Annotated in this window: 10 protein-coding genes and 1 pseudogene; 3 read left to right on the top strand and 8 right to left on the bottom strand. The window is 70.7% G+C overall.

The window, feature by feature from the left end:
* From trpD to STRTUCAR8_RS38195, 6 genes are all read right to left on the bottom strand, one after another.
* On the bottom strand, window positions 1–1,024 hold a 1,024-nt coding region (gene trpD / locus STRTUCAR8_RS38220), incomplete at its 3' end, for an anthranilate phosphoribosyltransferase (RefSeq protein WP_006381687.1).
* Window positions 1,025–1,085: 61 nt separating this feature from the next.
* Window positions 1,086–1,331, bottom strand: a complete 246-nt coding sequence (locus STRTUCAR8_RS38215) for a hypothetical protein (RefSeq protein ID WP_006381691.1) — start codon at window positions 1,329–1,331, stop codon at window positions 1,086–1,088.
* Between the two features lie 252 nt (window positions 1,332–1,583).
* The gene (locus tag STRTUCAR8_RS38210; RefSeq protein ID WP_006381692.1) at window positions 1,584–2,174 is read right to left on the bottom strand and encodes an anthranilate synthase component II; all 591 of its coding nucleotides are present in this window, start codon (window positions 2,172–2,174) and stop codon (window positions 1,584–1,586) included.
* Window positions 2,171–3,694 (bottom strand): anthranilate synthase component I family protein, encoded by a 1,524-nt coding sequence (locus tag STRTUCAR8_RS38205; protein ID WP_006381695.1) that lies wholly within the window; start codon window positions 3,692–3,694, stop codon window positions 2,171–2,173. The genes STRTUCAR8_RS38210 and STRTUCAR8_RS38205 overlap by 4 nt, the downstream gene beginning before the upstream one ends.
* A gap of 36 nt (window positions 3,695–3,730) precedes the next feature.
* Window positions 3,731–4,768 carry a 2,3-diaminopropionate biosynthesis protein SbnB gene (gene sbnB / locus STRTUCAR8_RS38200; protein WP_006381689.1) on the bottom strand — a complete coding sequence of 346 codons (1,038 nt, stop codon included), beginning with the start codon at window positions 4,766–4,768 and terminating at the stop codon, window positions 3,731–3,733.
* Between the two features lie 128 nt (window positions 4,769–4,896).
* Complete coding sequence (locus STRTUCAR8_RS38195) at window positions 4,897–7,872, bottom strand: AfsR/SARP family transcriptional regulator (protein ID WP_006381690.1); 2,976 nt, start codon at window positions 7,870–7,872, stop codon at window positions 4,897–4,899.
* 881 nt (window positions 7,873–8,753) lie between these two features.
* On the opposite strand from STRTUCAR8_RS38195, the pseudogene STRTUCAR8_RS55900 reads away from it, so the two are divergent.
* A pseudogene (locus STRTUCAR8_RS55900) lies at window positions 8,754–8,980 on the top strand (hypothetical protein); the annotation flags it as partial.
* 161 nt (window positions 8,981–9,141) lie between these two features.
* On the opposite strand, the gene STRTUCAR8_RS38190 reads toward STRTUCAR8_RS55900, so the two are convergent.
* A complete protein-coding gene (locus STRTUCAR8_RS38190) occupies window positions 9,142–10,470 on the bottom strand; it encodes a class I SAM-dependent RNA methyltransferase (RefSeq protein WP_006381688.1) in 1,329 nt (442 codons plus the stop codon).
* Window positions 10,471–10,586: 116 nt separating this feature from the next.
* On the bottom strand, window positions 10,587–12,635 hold the full coding sequence (locus tag STRTUCAR8_RS38185) for an APC family permease (RefSeq protein WP_044473588.1): 2,049 nt from the start codon (window positions 12,633–12,635) through the stop codon (window positions 10,587–10,589).
* Window positions 12,636–13,089: 454 nt separating this feature from the next.
* Between STRTUCAR8_RS38185 and STRTUCAR8_RS38180 the strand changes: the two genes are divergently transcribed.
* Together STRTUCAR8_RS38180 and STRTUCAR8_RS38175 are read left to right on the top strand one after the other, a co-directional pair.
* The gene (locus STRTUCAR8_RS38180) at window positions 13,090–13,761 is read left to right on the top strand and encodes a potassium channel family protein (RefSeq protein ID WP_006381696.1); all 672 of its coding nucleotides are present in this window, start codon (window positions 13,090–13,092) and stop codon (window positions 13,759–13,761) included.
* Complete coding sequence (locus STRTUCAR8_RS38175) at window positions 13,761–14,426, top strand: potassium channel family protein (RefSeq protein ID WP_006381697.1); 666 nt, start codon at window positions 13,761–13,763, stop codon at window positions 14,424–14,426. The genes STRTUCAR8_RS38180 and STRTUCAR8_RS38175 overlap by 1 nt, the downstream gene beginning before the upstream one ends.
* Window positions 14,427–14,527 lie beyond the last annotated feature (101 nt).

The following is a 14,527-nucleotide window of genomic DNA, read 5'->3' as shown; positions in this document are numbered from 1 at the left end:
TGGCCCGGGCGGCTCCCGAGTCGATCGCCTCAGCGGCCCGGCCGACGGCCGGGGCGAGACGTTCGGCGACCGTCCGTCCGCCGGCCGGCTCCAGCGCGGCCAGCGCGGCGGCGGCCGAGAGGAGGACCGCGTCCCGCACCGGTCCCCGCTCACCGTCAAGGATCCGCCGCGCCACGTCCGCGTTGTATCCGGCGTCCGCCCCGCGCAGCGCCTCGACCGGGGCGTACCCGAAACCGAGGGATCGTGGGTCGAGCGACTCCTGGCGGACCGTGCCGCCTTCCACCGTGAGGACGGTGGAGGTGGTGGTGACGGTCAGTTCGTCCAGCCCGTCGTCGCCGCGGAACACCAGCGCGTCGACCCCCCGGCGCGCCAGCACCCCGGCGACGAGCGGCAGCAGCCGGGCGTCGGCGACGCCGACCGCCTGGGCCGCGGGCGCCGCAGGGTTGGTCAGCGGCCCGAGGGCGTTGAAGACGGTGTGGATGCCGAGCGCGCGCCGGGCGACCGCCGCGTGCCGCATCGCCGGATGGAAGTCCGGGGCGAAGCAGAACGTGATCCCGACCTCCTCCGCCAGTGCTGCCACCTGGCCCGGCGGCAGCCGCAGACTCACCCCGAGCTTCTCCAGTACGTCGGCCGAGCCCGAGGCGGAACTGGAGGCGCGGTTGCCGTGCTTGACGACGCGCGCCCCCGCGCCCGCCGCCACGACCGCGGACATCGTGGAGATGTTGACGGTCTTCGCCCCGTCCCCTCCGGTGCCCACCACATCGACTGTCCTCCCCGGCACGTCGATGTGTACCGCGTGCGCCATCATGCCCCGCACCAGCCCTTCCAGTTCGCCGACCGTCTCCCCCTTGGCGCGCAGCGCCACCAGGAAGCCGGCGATCAGGGCGTCGGAGGCATTGCCCCGCATCACCTGGTCCATCACCCACGCGGTGTCCGGCTCGGACAGGTCGCGACCGTTCAGGACGGAGCCGAGCAGCCCGGGCCAGGACCGTTGCGGCCCACCCGATGCGGTCCTTGCGTTCACTCCGGTTCTCCTTCAGTCATCCGGTTCGGTCATCCGGTCCGGGGACGGTGCCCCGCGGGCGTCAGCTCCAGGGGTCCACATCGCCGCCGTCGCCGGCCACCACGTTGCTCCACGGATCCACACCGCCGCCGCCGCCGGCCACCACGTTGCTCCACGGGTCCACACCGCCGCCGCCGCCGGCCACCACGTTGCTCCACGGGTCCACATCGCCGCCGCCGGCCGCCACGCCGGTGAAGAGGGCGCCGGCCGCGAAGGCGGCTACGACGAGGGCCTGGATCCCGGACTTCTTGATCTGCGTGAGCTGCATTTCCGTCTCCCCGTTAATAGTTCTCGTAGTTTCGGTCCGTCCCGTCCCGACACCGAGAAAATTACGGAGCTACGGCTTTAGTTGATTATCGGAGGCGCTTCACCGATCTCCACTGGAGCAATAACGGCGATATACTCGCAGGTCACAATGGGTTAAAGAGAAATTCGGACTCACAGATTCCGGGGGTTGCGCGAGGGTTGCGGATGCCCTTCCCCCGACCCATACGCGCCATACCCGGAAGAATTAAATTCCTCAGGAAGTCGGTACGACGTCTCGTGCGGACATTCGCAGGAAATTCTCCAGCAGCCGCATTCCACCCACCGTGGTGACGGACTCGGGATGGAACTGCACCCCTTCCACCGCCAACGCGCGGTGCCGCAGACCCATGACATAGCCGTCGTCGGCAGCCCGTGCCGTCACGGTCAGCTCCCGCGGCAACGGCTCGTCGACGACGAGCGAGTGGTACCGGGTGGCGGTCACCTCGTCGCCGAGGGCGGTGAAGACCCCGGCGCCGTCGTGCGCGACGGGGCTGGTCTTGCCGTGCTTGAGCCGGGCGGCGACGGAGATCCGTGCCCCGTAGGCAAGGCCGATCGCCTGGTGGCCGAGGCAGATGCCGAGCAGTGGCACCCGCCCGGCGAAGGTGTGCACCAGCTCCACGTGCCCCGAGTCGGCCGGATGGCCCGGCCCGGGTCCCAGCACGACCGCCTGTGCCCCCAGGGCCACGAGTTGCGCCGGGGTGCGGGTGCCTGAGCGCACCACGTCGGTCTCGGCGCCCAGCGTGCGCAGGTACTGGTCGATGATGTGGGTGAAGCTGTCGTAGGCGTCGACGAGCAGGACCTTCACGGCAGCAGCTCCTCACCGGTCAGCGCCCAATAGGCGGCGCCCATCTTGTGCAGCGTCTCGTGCCACTCGGCGAGCGGCTCGGAGTCGGCGACGATGCCGGCGCAGCTCTGGGTCGAGTACGCCGTCCCGTCGTGGGTGATGGTGCGGATACACAGGGCGAGCCGGGACCAGCCGCGTACGTCGACCAGACCGACCGCGCCCGCGTACATCCGCCGGGGCACGCTCTCCAACTCCTCGATGATCTCCATGGCGCGGATCTTGGGGGCGCCGGTGACCGTGCCGGCCGGGAAGGTGGCGCGCAGCACCGACCAGGTGTCCTCGCCTGGCGCGAGGACACCCTCGACGGTGGAGACCAGGTGGAAGACGTGCGAGTACGTCTCCACGGTCATCAGCCGCTGCACGTCCAGCGTGCCCGGCACACTGACCCGGCCGATGTCGTTGCGGCACAGGTCGACCAGCATGACGTGCTCGGCGCGTTCCTTCTCGCTGGCCTTCAGTGCCTCGATGCGCGGCCCGTCGATCGCCGGGTCGCCGCTGCGCGGGGTGGTGCCGGCGATGGGCCGCATGACGATCCGGTCGCCCTCGGTGCCGAACAGCACCTCGGGGCTGGCGCCGATGAGCGTGGAGCCGTCGCGCGGGACGAGGTACATGTACGGCGACGGGTTGCGGTGCCGCAGCCGCCGGTAGACGTCCAGCGGCGTCAGTTCGGTGTCCACGTCGATGCGATGGCCGATCTGGATCTGGTAGATGTCCCCGACGCCGATGTGTGCCATGCAGCGTTCCACCTGGGCGAGGAAGGCCCGCTCGTCGGTGCTGTCGCGGACTTCGCGCGGGGCGGGCACCGGAGGCAGCGGGGCGGGCTCCGGCGCGGACGGGCGCAGCCCGGCGGCGACCGTGGCGACGAGGCCGGGGACCGCGGCGGGTGGGAAGTCCGGGCAGCGGGCGGTGAGCAGCCGGGCGGTGCCCGCGTCGAGGTCGTAGCGCACGACCTCACGGAAGAGGGTCAGGACGAGGTCGGGGCCGCCGTCGACGGTGCGCTCGGGCAGCCGTTCCATGTGCCAGGCGGCGCCGTAGCCGACGGTGGTCAGGAAGCCGAAGGCGTATCCGTCCGCGGGCACCGAACTCTCCACGGTGAACGCCCGCTGGGCGGCCCGCAGCAGCTCCCACACCTGGTCGGCGTCGGCCAGGGCGCGGGCCCCGTCCGGCAGTTCGGCCAGCCCCAGGCCGACGGCGGCGGCGTGCAGCGCCTCGGTGACGGCGGGGGCTCCGTCGACGGTGACGCGATCGGAGTGCACCTGGAGTTCGGCGAGCCGGCCGTGGCCGACGACGGCTCCGTTGCCGTCCTCCTCGGGGGCGGCGAGGCTCTCCAGGAGGAACACCTCGTCGGCGGCGCGGGCGCGCAGCGCCGTGTACAGGTCCAGCGGGTCGTGCGGGGGCAGGACGATCTCGTCGACGCGGACGGTGAGGGACCGGCGTGGTGCGCCGGCCGCTCGGGGCGGTGAGTCGAGCAGTGTGGTCATGGGTGAACCCCATCCTCGAAAGGTGGCGGGCGATGGTCAGCCGTAGCGGCGCAGCTCGTGGAAGAAGTCCTGCTCGACGGCGAGTTCACCGGAGTCGAGCAGCCGGTCGTAGACGTGCTTGCCGACGGCGAGGTCGAGGACGCCGAGTCCGAACGGCGAGAAGAACACCGGCCGGTCGGCGGGCACACCGGCCGTGCCTGTCAGCACGCCGTAGAGGGTGCCGTCGATGAACTCCCGTCCGCCGCTGAGCCGTTCGGCCAGGTGCGGGGAGGTGTCAGCCTTCAGGCAGTGCTCCACGTCGTCGACGAAGTTGGCGCCGGTGAGGATCACCTCGGGCGCCAGATCACGCAGCGACACGTGCAGCACCAGCGGGTTGTGGCCGAACCAGCCCGGGTCGGTGACGTGCGGGGTGCCGGCGACGGTGGCGAAGACGACGAGGTCGCTGCCGCGGACGAGGTCCTCGGCCGACCCGTGCACGGTGACCCGGCCCCCGGACCCGGAGCGGTCGAGGTGTCCGGCGAACCCGGCGGCGTGCTCCGCCGACAGGTCGTGCACGCCGATCTCGTCGAACTCCCAGCCGGTACCCGCCAGATACTGGTGGATGTACCGGGCGATGAGACCGGTGCCGAAGAAGCCGACGCGGCGCGGCCGGTCACCGCGCGCCCGGCCGAGGGTATCGGCGGCCAGCGCCGCCGAGGCGGCCGTACGGGCCGCGCTGATGATCGAACTCTCCAGGCAGGCCAGCGGATAGCCGGTGTCCGGGTCGTTGAGGATGAGCACGCCGGAGGCGCGCGGGAGGCCCGTCGCGACGTTGCCGGGGAAGCTGGAGATCCATTTGAGGCCGTCCACGCCTATGCCGCCGCCGATCGACGCGGGGAGCGCGATGATGCGGGAGGCCGGCCGGTCGGGGAAGCGAAGGAAGTAGGACGGCGGATTGACGGTGTCACCGGCACCGTGGACGCGGTACGCCGTTTCGATCAGACGCACCACCTCCTGGTGCCGGCCCGCCAGGACCCGGTGGACCTGGGCCCCGGAGATCACGGCGAAGGTGGGCGCCTTGGCGACAGGCGGCATCGTGTACTCCACATTTCGGCTGACAGTGGTATCGGCCGAACGTAGGCAGCCCGCTTATCGGTGGGGTATCGGTCGTCTACAACGGCACTCGCGGGGGCCCGGGCTCCCCGTCCCGCTGCCGCCCGGCGTCACCCTTCGTCGTTCTCCAGGAGGGCCAGCGCGCCTTCCGCCTCCGCGCGCCACTGCGGGGCGTCGGCGCGGACGAAGACGTCGTGGGCGGCGGTCAGCCGTAGACGGGCCGCGCCGTGGCGGCCCAGGCGGCGCAGCGCTTCGCCGAGGGCGAGGTTGATGCGGCCGTCGACGAGGGGGGCGTCGATGCGTTCGACGATCTCCAGCGCCTCGGTCAGCGTGGTCGCGGCGGCGTCCACCTCGTCCGCGCCCAGGCGGCTCTCCCCGAGTCCCAGCAGAGCGTAGGCGAGACCCACCCGGTCGGACTTGTCGGTGACCAGCGCGACCACCTGCTGGAACGCTTTTTCCGCCAGGTCGAAATCCGCCCGGGCCAGATGCACCCGGCCCAGCCGGTGCAGGGTCTGGGCGGCGCCACGCCGACTGCCGTCGCCGATCGACTCCATGAGCTGTACCGCTTCGAGACTCAGCTTCATCGCCGGCTCGGTGTAGCCGCGGTCCAGCTCGATCTGCGCCATGTTGTCGAGCGTGTGTGCCTCGGAAGAGGTGTCACCGACCCGGCGCAGGATGTCCCGGGCCGTCCGCAGCCGCTCCATGGCGACGTCCAGGTTGCCGCGGAACCGGTCCAGGATCGACAGGTTGCGCAGGTTCAGCGCCTGCCCGTGCTCCTCGCCGGCCTGCTCGAACAGTTCCAGCGCCTCGCTGTAGCGGGCGTGCGCCTCCTCCAGCCTGCGGTGGGACTGGGCGACGCCGCCGAGTTGGTGAAGCATGGCGGCCTGTCCGCGCAGGTTGCCGGTCCGGCGGGCCGCGGCCAGCGCCGCCTCGGAGCAGATCCGCCAGTCGTCCAGGTAGTGGCGGGTTTCGAAGAGCACCGCCGCCGAGACCGTGAGGTCCCAGGCGAGGTCGTCCATGCCCAGGGCGGCCGTCTGCTCGACCGCGGCGACCAGCGACAGGCGTTCCGCCTCCAGCCACTCCAGCGGCGAGTCGAGGAGTTCGTCGAGGTGGATGGGGTCGACCGGCCGGCGCACCACCTCGCTGTACACGACGCTGAAGTGGCCGCCGAACTCCCGCCGGTGGGCCTCCTCCGCGATCGTCAGCCAGGTACGGAAGGCACGCTCGCGGGCAGCCCGCTGGGCATCCGGCGGCTCCTCGGCGTGGGCCCGCTCACGGGCGTAGAGGCGCATCAGGTTCTGCAGCCGGTAGCGCAGCCGGCCGGTCGCGTCGACGCCGACGACCTCCACGAACTGGGCATCGACGAGATCCTCCATGATCCGCTCGGCGTCCAGCACGTCGATGTCGAGCAGCGCGCCGCCGACCCAGGCCGCGAAGTCCGGCACGTCGAGCAGGCCGAGCCGCCGGTAGAGCAGCGCCGCGTCCTCGGGCAGATAGCGGTACGACAGCGCGAAGCTGGCCCGCACGCGGGAAGCGCCCTGGCTCAGCTCGTCCAGCCGGTGTGCCTCGTCGTCGAGCCGGGTCACCAGGTGTCGTACGGTCCAGTGCGGTTTGGAGGCGAGCCGGGCGGCGGCGATACGCAGGGCCAGGGGCAGCCGGTCGCACAGTTCGGCCAGCCGTGCGGTGTCGGCGCGGGCCAGGGCGATGCGTTCCGTGCCGACGATCCGGCCGAGCAGTTCCACGGCCTCCGGCTCGGGCAGCACGCCGAGGTGCACCCGGGCCTCCTGCGGCCAGGTGACCAGTTCCTCCAGCTGGTCCCGGCTGGTGACCAGCACGGCGCAGCGCCCGCTGCCGGGCAGCAGGGTCCGCAGCTGCGCATAGGAACGGACGTTGTCCAGGACGACCAGCACCTGCCGCTCGGCCAGCACGCTGCGGTACAGCGCGACGAGCGCCTCCGTCTCCGGCGGTATCTGGTCACTGGGAACGCCCAGCGAGCGCAGGAAGCGGCTGATGACGTCGGCGGCGACGGTCGGCTCGTGCTCCTCGTCGTAGCCACGCAGGTCGGCGAAAAGCCGTCCGTCCGGGAAGTGGGCGGCGGCCCGGTGGGCCCAGCGAACCGCGAGGCCGGTCTTGCCGACGCCCGCGATGCCGGTGATCAGCCCGAAGGCGGGCCCCTGTTGCCGGTCCCGGCCGGCCACCAGCAGCTCCAGTAACCCCAGTTCGGCAGCGCGGCCGGTGAAGCCGGGCACGTCCGGCGGGAGTTCGGAGGGGACGATGACGGAGTCGGAGCGCAGCGCATCGGTGGTGGAAACCGGCGGCGTGGGGGCGAGGGAAGGGTCGTCGCGCAGGATCGCGTCGTGCAGTTCCTGGAGGTCGGGGCCCGGCTCCATGCCGAGTTCCTCGATGAACTGGGCGCGCGCCTCCCGGAAGGTGCCCATCGCCTCGGCCCGCCGCCCGGACCGGTACTGCGCGAGCATCAGATGATGCCGGGTGCGCTCGCGCAGCGGATGCTCCCGCACGACGGCCGCCAGCTCCGGTACGAGGTCCTGGTGGCTGCCGAGTTCGAGCAGGACGGCGGTGGCGTCGTCGTAGGCGTTGAGACGGTGCCCTTCGAGCCGGGCGGCCTCGTCCTCCACCACCGGGCTGGCGACCCCGGCGAAGGCGGGGCCCGTCCACAGGGCGAGGGCCTGCGCGTAGCTGTCGGCCGCGTCGGCGTGCCGGCCCTGCTCCGCTGCCGTCTCCGCGTCCTTGACCAGCCGGGCGAAGTCCACCGAGTCGACCGCGTGGCCCTCGGATCTGAGGACGTAACCGGGGTGGGCGGTGACGATGATGTCCTCGGTGACGCCCTCGGCCTTGAAGGTCTTGCGCAGCGCGGCGATCACGATCGCTATCTGGGTGCGGGCGGTTGCGGGAGGACCGCTGTTCCAGACAGCGTCGACGAGAGTGTCGACCGGCACGATCCGGCCGGGATTGAGCAGCAGCAAAGCCAGGACCGTTCGCTGACGCGCACCGCCGACGGTGAGCGCACGGCCGTTCGCCGTCACCGACAGAGGCCCCAGGATCTTGAAAGCGAGCCGCTCACCCACGGATGTTCCCCCCAGAGCTCCGCCCACCATCCTCACCAGAGCGCCTGGACGACAATACCTGAGCGGTCGGGCCGGTTCCCTGGTGTTTTTCAGCCGCGACTGAGGTCAGGGGCTTCGACGGCGCGGAATGGGGAATTCTCTTTACTTTCCTTGGACCATACAAGAGATCAGGTGTGCGAATTCGCATCGAGTAATCCGGGGTGAAATACCACTTCCGGAAACTCGTTGCCCCTTACGCCCGGTAACCCCGACACTCCCCGGGACCTGTAGTGGTCGGATTCCGCCCCTGAGATCCGGCCGCCCCACCCGCACGGATGGCCGATTCGCTATCGCACAGGTGATCCGATCCAGCCATACCGGGCAACCGCCTTGCGCGGTCGGCCCACCGGGCCGAGGCGCAGGTGGGAGGAGGTGGGAGTAGCCGGAAAACGATGGGACCCGTGGCCGGATCCACGATGTCCACCGCCCCGCCGACGGACGCGGAATCGACACCCTGGCCGAAAACGATCAGAGGCAGAGGCCCGAACGGGCACTCAGCGCCCGCCCGCTGCCCGTACCCTTCGCTCCCCGCGCCGCGACCGGAGCCGGGACGGGGACCGCCTGCCCGGGCCCGCGAGACCGGCCGGCCCTGACCCGGCGGCCGGTTGTCGCGCCACGAAGGACACACTCCCGCATTCGATCGGGCCGAAGGGCTGTGCAACGTCGCAACCGCACAGACGGGTACGACGGCCGAGGTCAGCGCCGCAGCCGCCGAGTCACCCCACGGGGGAAACCCCCGCGGACCACCTGGGCACCCTGACGGCCGTTGCCAGGCGTGTTCGCCGCGGTGGGCTCGAGGCGGGTCTGACCGAGCACGCGCGCTGAGGCGCTGACGGCCGCCCCCGGGACCGGAGGCCAACGGCGCTCGCACGTACGAGGGCACCCGCATCAACCGCGCCGGAGCCGTCCGCCACGAGACGACGAGCCCGGCCGTATCGTCCTGAGGCAGAAGACCCGGCTGTCCCGCACGCCAGACACCTGGCGTCACACCTGGGACGCGGAGGACAGGCTCGCCGCGGTCAGCACGCCCCGGCACCGACCTCTGCGAGCAGACCACCACCCGCGAGGGGCTGTCGGGCCCGGTCACACCGACCTGGAACCGGCCGGCCCGGAAGCCGCCTGACATCCCATCAGAACGAGCGTCACATGAGCGTCACGAGCGTCATTTCGGCGTCAGGGCATCGCCCGCACGCCCACACCGCACATCATTCGCACGCATGAAACCGCAGGTCAGGCGCCCTTCGCCGCAGGCTCCAGAATCGCCACGCACTCCACGTGATGCGTCATCGGGAACAGATCGAAAGCCCGCAGCGTCCGCACCCGGTACCCCCCGTCCTTGAAGTACCCCAGGTCACGGGCCAGCGCCGCCGGGTCGCAGGCCACGTAGGCGATCTTGCGTGCCCCGAGCTTCACCAGCTGCTCGACCGTCTTGCGGCCGGCGCCCGCCCGCGGCGGGTCCAGGACGATCAGGTCGACCTCGGTGATACCGGTGCGCGGCAGGACCGCCTCGACCTTGCCCTGTTCGATGCGGACTCGGTCGAAGGCGGCCAGGTTGTGCCGGGCGTCCTCGACCGCGCGCTTGCCCGACTCGATACCGAGGACCGCGCCCTTCTCGCCGATCCGGTCGGCGAGGGCGCCCGCGAACAGGCCGACGCCGCAGTAGAGGTCGAGGGCCATGTCGCCCTTGCGCGGGAGCAGGCCCTGCATGACCGCCTTGGTCAGCATGTCCGCCGCGGCCGGGTGGACCTGCCAGAAGCCGCCGCTGCCGACCCGGTGCGTACGGCCGTCGGCGCGCTCGCGGACGAACGCGCGGCCGTGGACTCGGTGGATGCCACCGTCGTGCTCCTCGACGCGCATGACGGAGACCGGCTTGTCGAGCTCGACGAGGGGCAGGCGGGCGCCCGGCTTCGGCTCCAGGATGACCATGCGGTCCTGGGATCCGGTCGCGGCGATCACGTCGACGGACTCCATGCCGGACCAGTCGTGCTTCTCGATGCCCAGCTCGCTGACACCGGGCGCCGCGATCATGCAGTGCTCGATCGGCTCGACCTCGTGCGAACGGTGGCGCCGCAGCCCGGCGTTGCCGTCCGCGTCCACCGCGTACTGGACCCTCGTACGCCACTGAGGTACCTCGCCCGGCGGCAGCTTGTCGCCCTCGGCCGGCATCACCGTGCCGTCCCAGCCGGCCTCCTCCGGGGTCAGCCCGGCGAGCCGCTGCAGCTGCTCGGTGATGACCTCGCCCTTGAGGCGGCGCTGCGCGCCCGGCTTGGCGTGCTGCCAGTCGCAGCCGCCGCAGCGGCCGGGGCCGGCGTACGGACAGGGTGCCTCGACCCGGTCCTTGGACGCCGTCAGCACCTCCACCGCGTCGGCGCGCAGGAACCGCGCGCCTTCCTCGCCGTCCGTCACCCGGGCCACGACGCGCTCACCGGGCAGCGTGTGCCGTACGAAGAGGACCTGACCGTCATCCGTACGGGCGACGCAGTGCCCGCCATGGGCGACGGGACCGACCTCGACCTCGTACTCCTGCCCCGCCAGCGATTTCTTCGGTTCTGCCTGCATGGCGGGGTGACTCCAGGGGAGAGAAAAGGGAACGGCCGGACAACAGCCCACCAGTCTACGTGGGTGCCGCCCGACCACTCACCACAAGCCGAGACCGGACGTGGTCTCGGCAGCCGTCAGTTCTTCCTGCCCGGCTCCTGCGACGACTCCTGCGCGGGACCGCGCCGGACGGATCCGGGCGCGTTCCAGTCCTGGCGCTTGCGGGCCCGCTTCTTGGCCACCTCGGACGACTGGAGCTGGTAGGGCACCGACGTCACCATGACACCCGGGGTGAACAGCAGGCGCCCCTTGAGCCGCAGCGCGCTCTGGTTGTGCAGCAGCTGCTCGTACCAGTGGCCGACCACGTACTCCGGGATGATCACGGACACGGCGTCGCGCGGCGACTCCCGGCGCAGCCCCTTCACGTACTCGATCACCGGCCGGGTGATCTCCCGGTACGGCGAGTCGAGCACCTTCAGCGGGACGGTGATCCCCCGCCGCTCCCACTCCTCCTGCAGCGCCTTCGTCTCCGCCGGGTCGACGTTGACGCTGAGCGCCTCCAGGGTGTCGGAGCGCATCAGTTTCGCGTACGCGAGGGCGCGCAGCGTGGGCCGGTGGATCTTGGAGATCAGGACGACCGAGTGCACCCGGGACGGCCGTACGCTGTCGTCGCCGGGGCCCTCCGGGGCGGCGATCTCTGCGGAGACGCGGTCGTAGTGCTTACGGATCGCCGTCATCACCGCGTAGAAGATCACCATGCCGAGCAGCGCCACCCAGGCACCGTGCGTGAACTTCGTACCGAGTACGACGACCAGCACCAGCCCGGTGAAGAAGGCGCCGAAGGTGTTGATGGCCCGGGAGCGCTTCATCTGGCGGCGCTTCGTCTGGTCCTTCTCGGTGGCCAGGTGGCGGTTCCAGTGCCGGACCATGCCGGTCTGGCTGAGCGTGAAGGAAACGAACACGCCGACGATGTACAGCTGGATGAGGCGGGTCGAGTCCGCCCCGTAGATCCACACCAGCAGGACAGCGGCACCGGCGAGCAGCACGATGCCGTTGGAGAAGGCGAGCCGGTCACCGCGGGTGTGCAGCTGGCGCGGGAGGTAGCGGTCCTGCGCGAGGATCGAGCCGAGCAGCGGGAAGCCGTTGTACGCGGTGTTGGCGGCCAGGAAGAGCACCAGCGCGGTGGCGGTGGCCAGCAGGATGAAGAAGAAGCTGCCGTCGCCGAACACGGCCTCGGCGACCTGCGAGATCACCGGGTTCTGGACGTAGCCGGAGCCGACCTCGACTCCCTTGTCCAGCAGGTCCTCCGCGGGGTGCTCGGCCATCCGCACCTTGGTGGTCATGGCCAGGACGATGATCCCGCAGAACATGGTGACGGCGAGGAGGCCCATCGCCGCGAGCGTGGTCGCCGCGTTCTTGGACTTCGGCTTGCGGAAGGCCGGCACACCGTTGGAGATGGCCTCGACGCCGGTGAGCGCGGCACAGCCGGAGGAGAACGCGCGCAGCAGCAGGAACACGAGTGCGAACCCGGCGAGTCCCTGGTGTTCGGCCTTGATCGTGAAGCCGGCCGTCGGCGCACGCATGGTGTCGCCCAGCACCAGACCGCGGAACGCACCCCACGCGATCATGATGAAGACTCCGGCGACGAACACGTACGTCGGGATCGCGAACAGCTTCCCGGACTCCTTGACGCCCCGCAGGTTCATCAGCGTGAGCAGCACGATGACGGCGATCGCGCAGAACACCTTGTGCTCGACGACGAAGGGGACGGCGGAGCCGAGGTTCTCGATGCCCGAGGCGATCGACACGGCGACGGTCAGCACGTAGTCGACGAGCAGCGCGCTGGCGACCGTGAGGCCGGCCTTGGGACCGAGGTTGGTGGTCGCCACCTCGTAGTCGCCGCCGCCGCTCGGGTACGCGTGCACGTTCTGCCGGTAGGAGGCGACCACGGTGAACATCAGTACGACGACAGCGACCGCGATCCACGGGCTGAAGTGGTACGCCGACACGCCCGCGATCGACAGGACCAGCAGCACCTCCCCCGGGGCGTAGGCCACGGAGGAGAGGGGGTCGGAGGCGAAGACGGGGAGAGCGATGCGCTTCGGCAGGAGCGTTTCGCCGAGCCGATCACTGCGCAGTGCGCGCCCGATCAGGATCCGTTTGGGCACGTCGGTCAGTTTGGACACGGACAGGATCGTAAGCTCCCCGCCTTGTTCTGGGCACATCCGGGTGAAATCCCGACGGGCCGTCGAGTGAAATCCCGGCATCCGAGACAGGCGGATGCCCCCGGGACGGCGTCCTCATGGCTATATGACGAAATCGCAGCACCCTTTATGCCCCCTTTAGTCACCTCGCCGATCTTCTCGTTTCCCCCCTCGCTTCCCCTCTTGCCCGGGAGACCCCATGCCGCATCTCGCCGCCGAGCTGATCGGCGCCGCCGCAGCGCTCGTCGTCCTCGCCCTTCTGACCGCGGCCAGCGTGCGCAGCATCAGCCGCAGGTAGACGGCCCACAGGTACAGACGGAGCGCACACGGGGGTGCCCTCCGGCGACCGTGCGTGTGTAGCTTGGGCGGGGGTCTGAGACCCTGTTCAAGCCAAGTCAACAACGGCGGGCTTCGACATCGGATCGGAAGGACGGTCGTGCACATCGTCATCATGGGCTGCGGCAGAGTGGGTTCCGCTCTCGCCCAGACCCTGGAGCAACAGGGGCACACGGTCGCAGTGATCGACCGGGACCCCACCGCCTTCCGACGACTGGGCTCCGGGTTCGGCGGCCGTCGTGTCACCGGAGTCGGCTTCGACCAGGACACCCTGCGCGAGGCGGGCATCGAGGAGGCCGGCGCCTTCGCCGCCGTCTCCAGCGGTGACAACTCGAACATCATCGCCGCACGGGTGGCCCGCGAGATGTTCGGCATCGAGAACGTCGCGGCCCGCATCTACGACCCCCGCCGCGCAGAGGTCTACCAGCGCCTGGGCATCCCGACCGTCGCCACGGTCCGCTGGACGGCCGACCAGATGCTGCGCAGGCTGCTGCCGTCCGGTGCGGAGCCCCTGTGGCGCGATCCCACCGGGGGCGTACAGCTCGCGGAGGTGCACGCGTCGTCGGCCTGGGTGGGCCACAAGATCAGCAAGATGCAGGACGAGACCGGCGTGCGTGTCGCCTTCCTCACCCGCCTGGGCGAGGCGGTTCTGCCCACCTCGCAGACGGTGCTGCAGGAGGGCGACCTGGTGCACGTGATGATGCGTACGGACGACGTCGAGAAGGTCGAGGCGTCCTTCGCCGAGGGCCCTGAAGAGGAGGCCGGTCACTGATGAGGGTCGCCATTGCCGGTGCCGGTGCCGTCGGACGCTCGATCGCGGGCGAACTGCTGGAGAACGGCCACGAGATCCTGCTGATCGACAAGGCTCCCACGGCCATCTCGGTCGAACGAGTCCCCCTGGCGGAGTGGCTGCTGGCCGACGCCTGCGAGATCACGTCGCTGGACGAGGCGGCGCTGCAGCGCTGCAACGTCGTGATCGCCGCGACGGGCGACGACAAGGTCAACCTGGTCGTGTCCCTCCTCGCGAAGACGGAGTACGGCGTTCCGCGCGTCGTCGCCCGCGTCAACAACCCCAAGAACGAGTGGCTGTTCAACGAGTCCTGGGGTGTGGACGTGGCGGTCTCCACACCCCGTCTAATGTCGGCCCTGGTCGAGGAGGCGGTGAGCGTGGGCGACCTGGTACGCCTGCTGCGCTTCAGCCACGGCGACGCGAACCTCGTGGAACTGACCCTCCCCCCGGAGTCGGCGCTGGCCGGCATCCAGGTCGGCGACGTGGACTGGCCGGAGGACACGTCCCTGGTGGCGATCATCCGCGGCACCCGGGTCCTGACCCCGACCCGGGAGGACTCCCTGGAGGCAGGCGACGAACTCCTGTTCGTAGCCGCCCAGGCGAGGGAGGAACAGCTGGAGGACCTCCTGTCGGTACGCAAGGCCTGATCCAGCCCGTCCGGCGATTGAGGACAAGGCCCCTTCAGGGCCGGCAGGGGGGTCTGGGGGCGCAGCCCCCAGGAACAGGACGGGACGGGTAGGGGCGGCGG

Source organism: Streptomyces turgidiscabies Car8, from assembly GCF_000331005.1.
Taxonomy (GTDB): Bacteria; Actinomycetota; Actinomycetes; order Streptomycetales; family Streptomycetaceae; genus Streptomyces; species Streptomyces turgidiscabies.
Note: the sequence above shows the minus strand (reverse complement) of the source record. Positions and strands in the feature narration are given on the sequence as shown.

What these genes read in the sequence shown, in the direction of transcription:
- STRTUCAR8_RS38215 (WP_006381691.1), bottom strand. Translation starts at nt 1,331, where the DNA reads ATGCAGCTCACGCAGATCAAGAAGTCCGGGATCCAGGCCCTCGTCGTA.
- STRTUCAR8_RS38205 (WP_006381695.1), bottom strand. Translation starts at nt 3,694, where the DNA reads ATGACCACACTGCTCGACTCACCGCCCCGAGCGGCCGGCGCACCACGC.
- sbnB (WP_006381689.1), bottom strand. Translation starts at nt 4,768, where the DNA reads ATGCCGCCTGTCGCCAAGGCGCCCACCTTCGCCGTGATCTCCGGGGCC.
- STRTUCAR8_RS38190 (WP_006381688.1), bottom strand. Translation starts at nt 10,470, where the DNA reads ATGCAGGCAGAACCGAAGAAATCGCTGGCGGGGCAGGAGTACGAGGTC.
- STRTUCAR8_RS38175 (WP_006381697.1), top strand. Translation starts at nt 13,761, where the DNA reads ATGAGGGTCGCCATTGCCGGTGCCGGTGCCGTCGGACGCTCGATCGCG.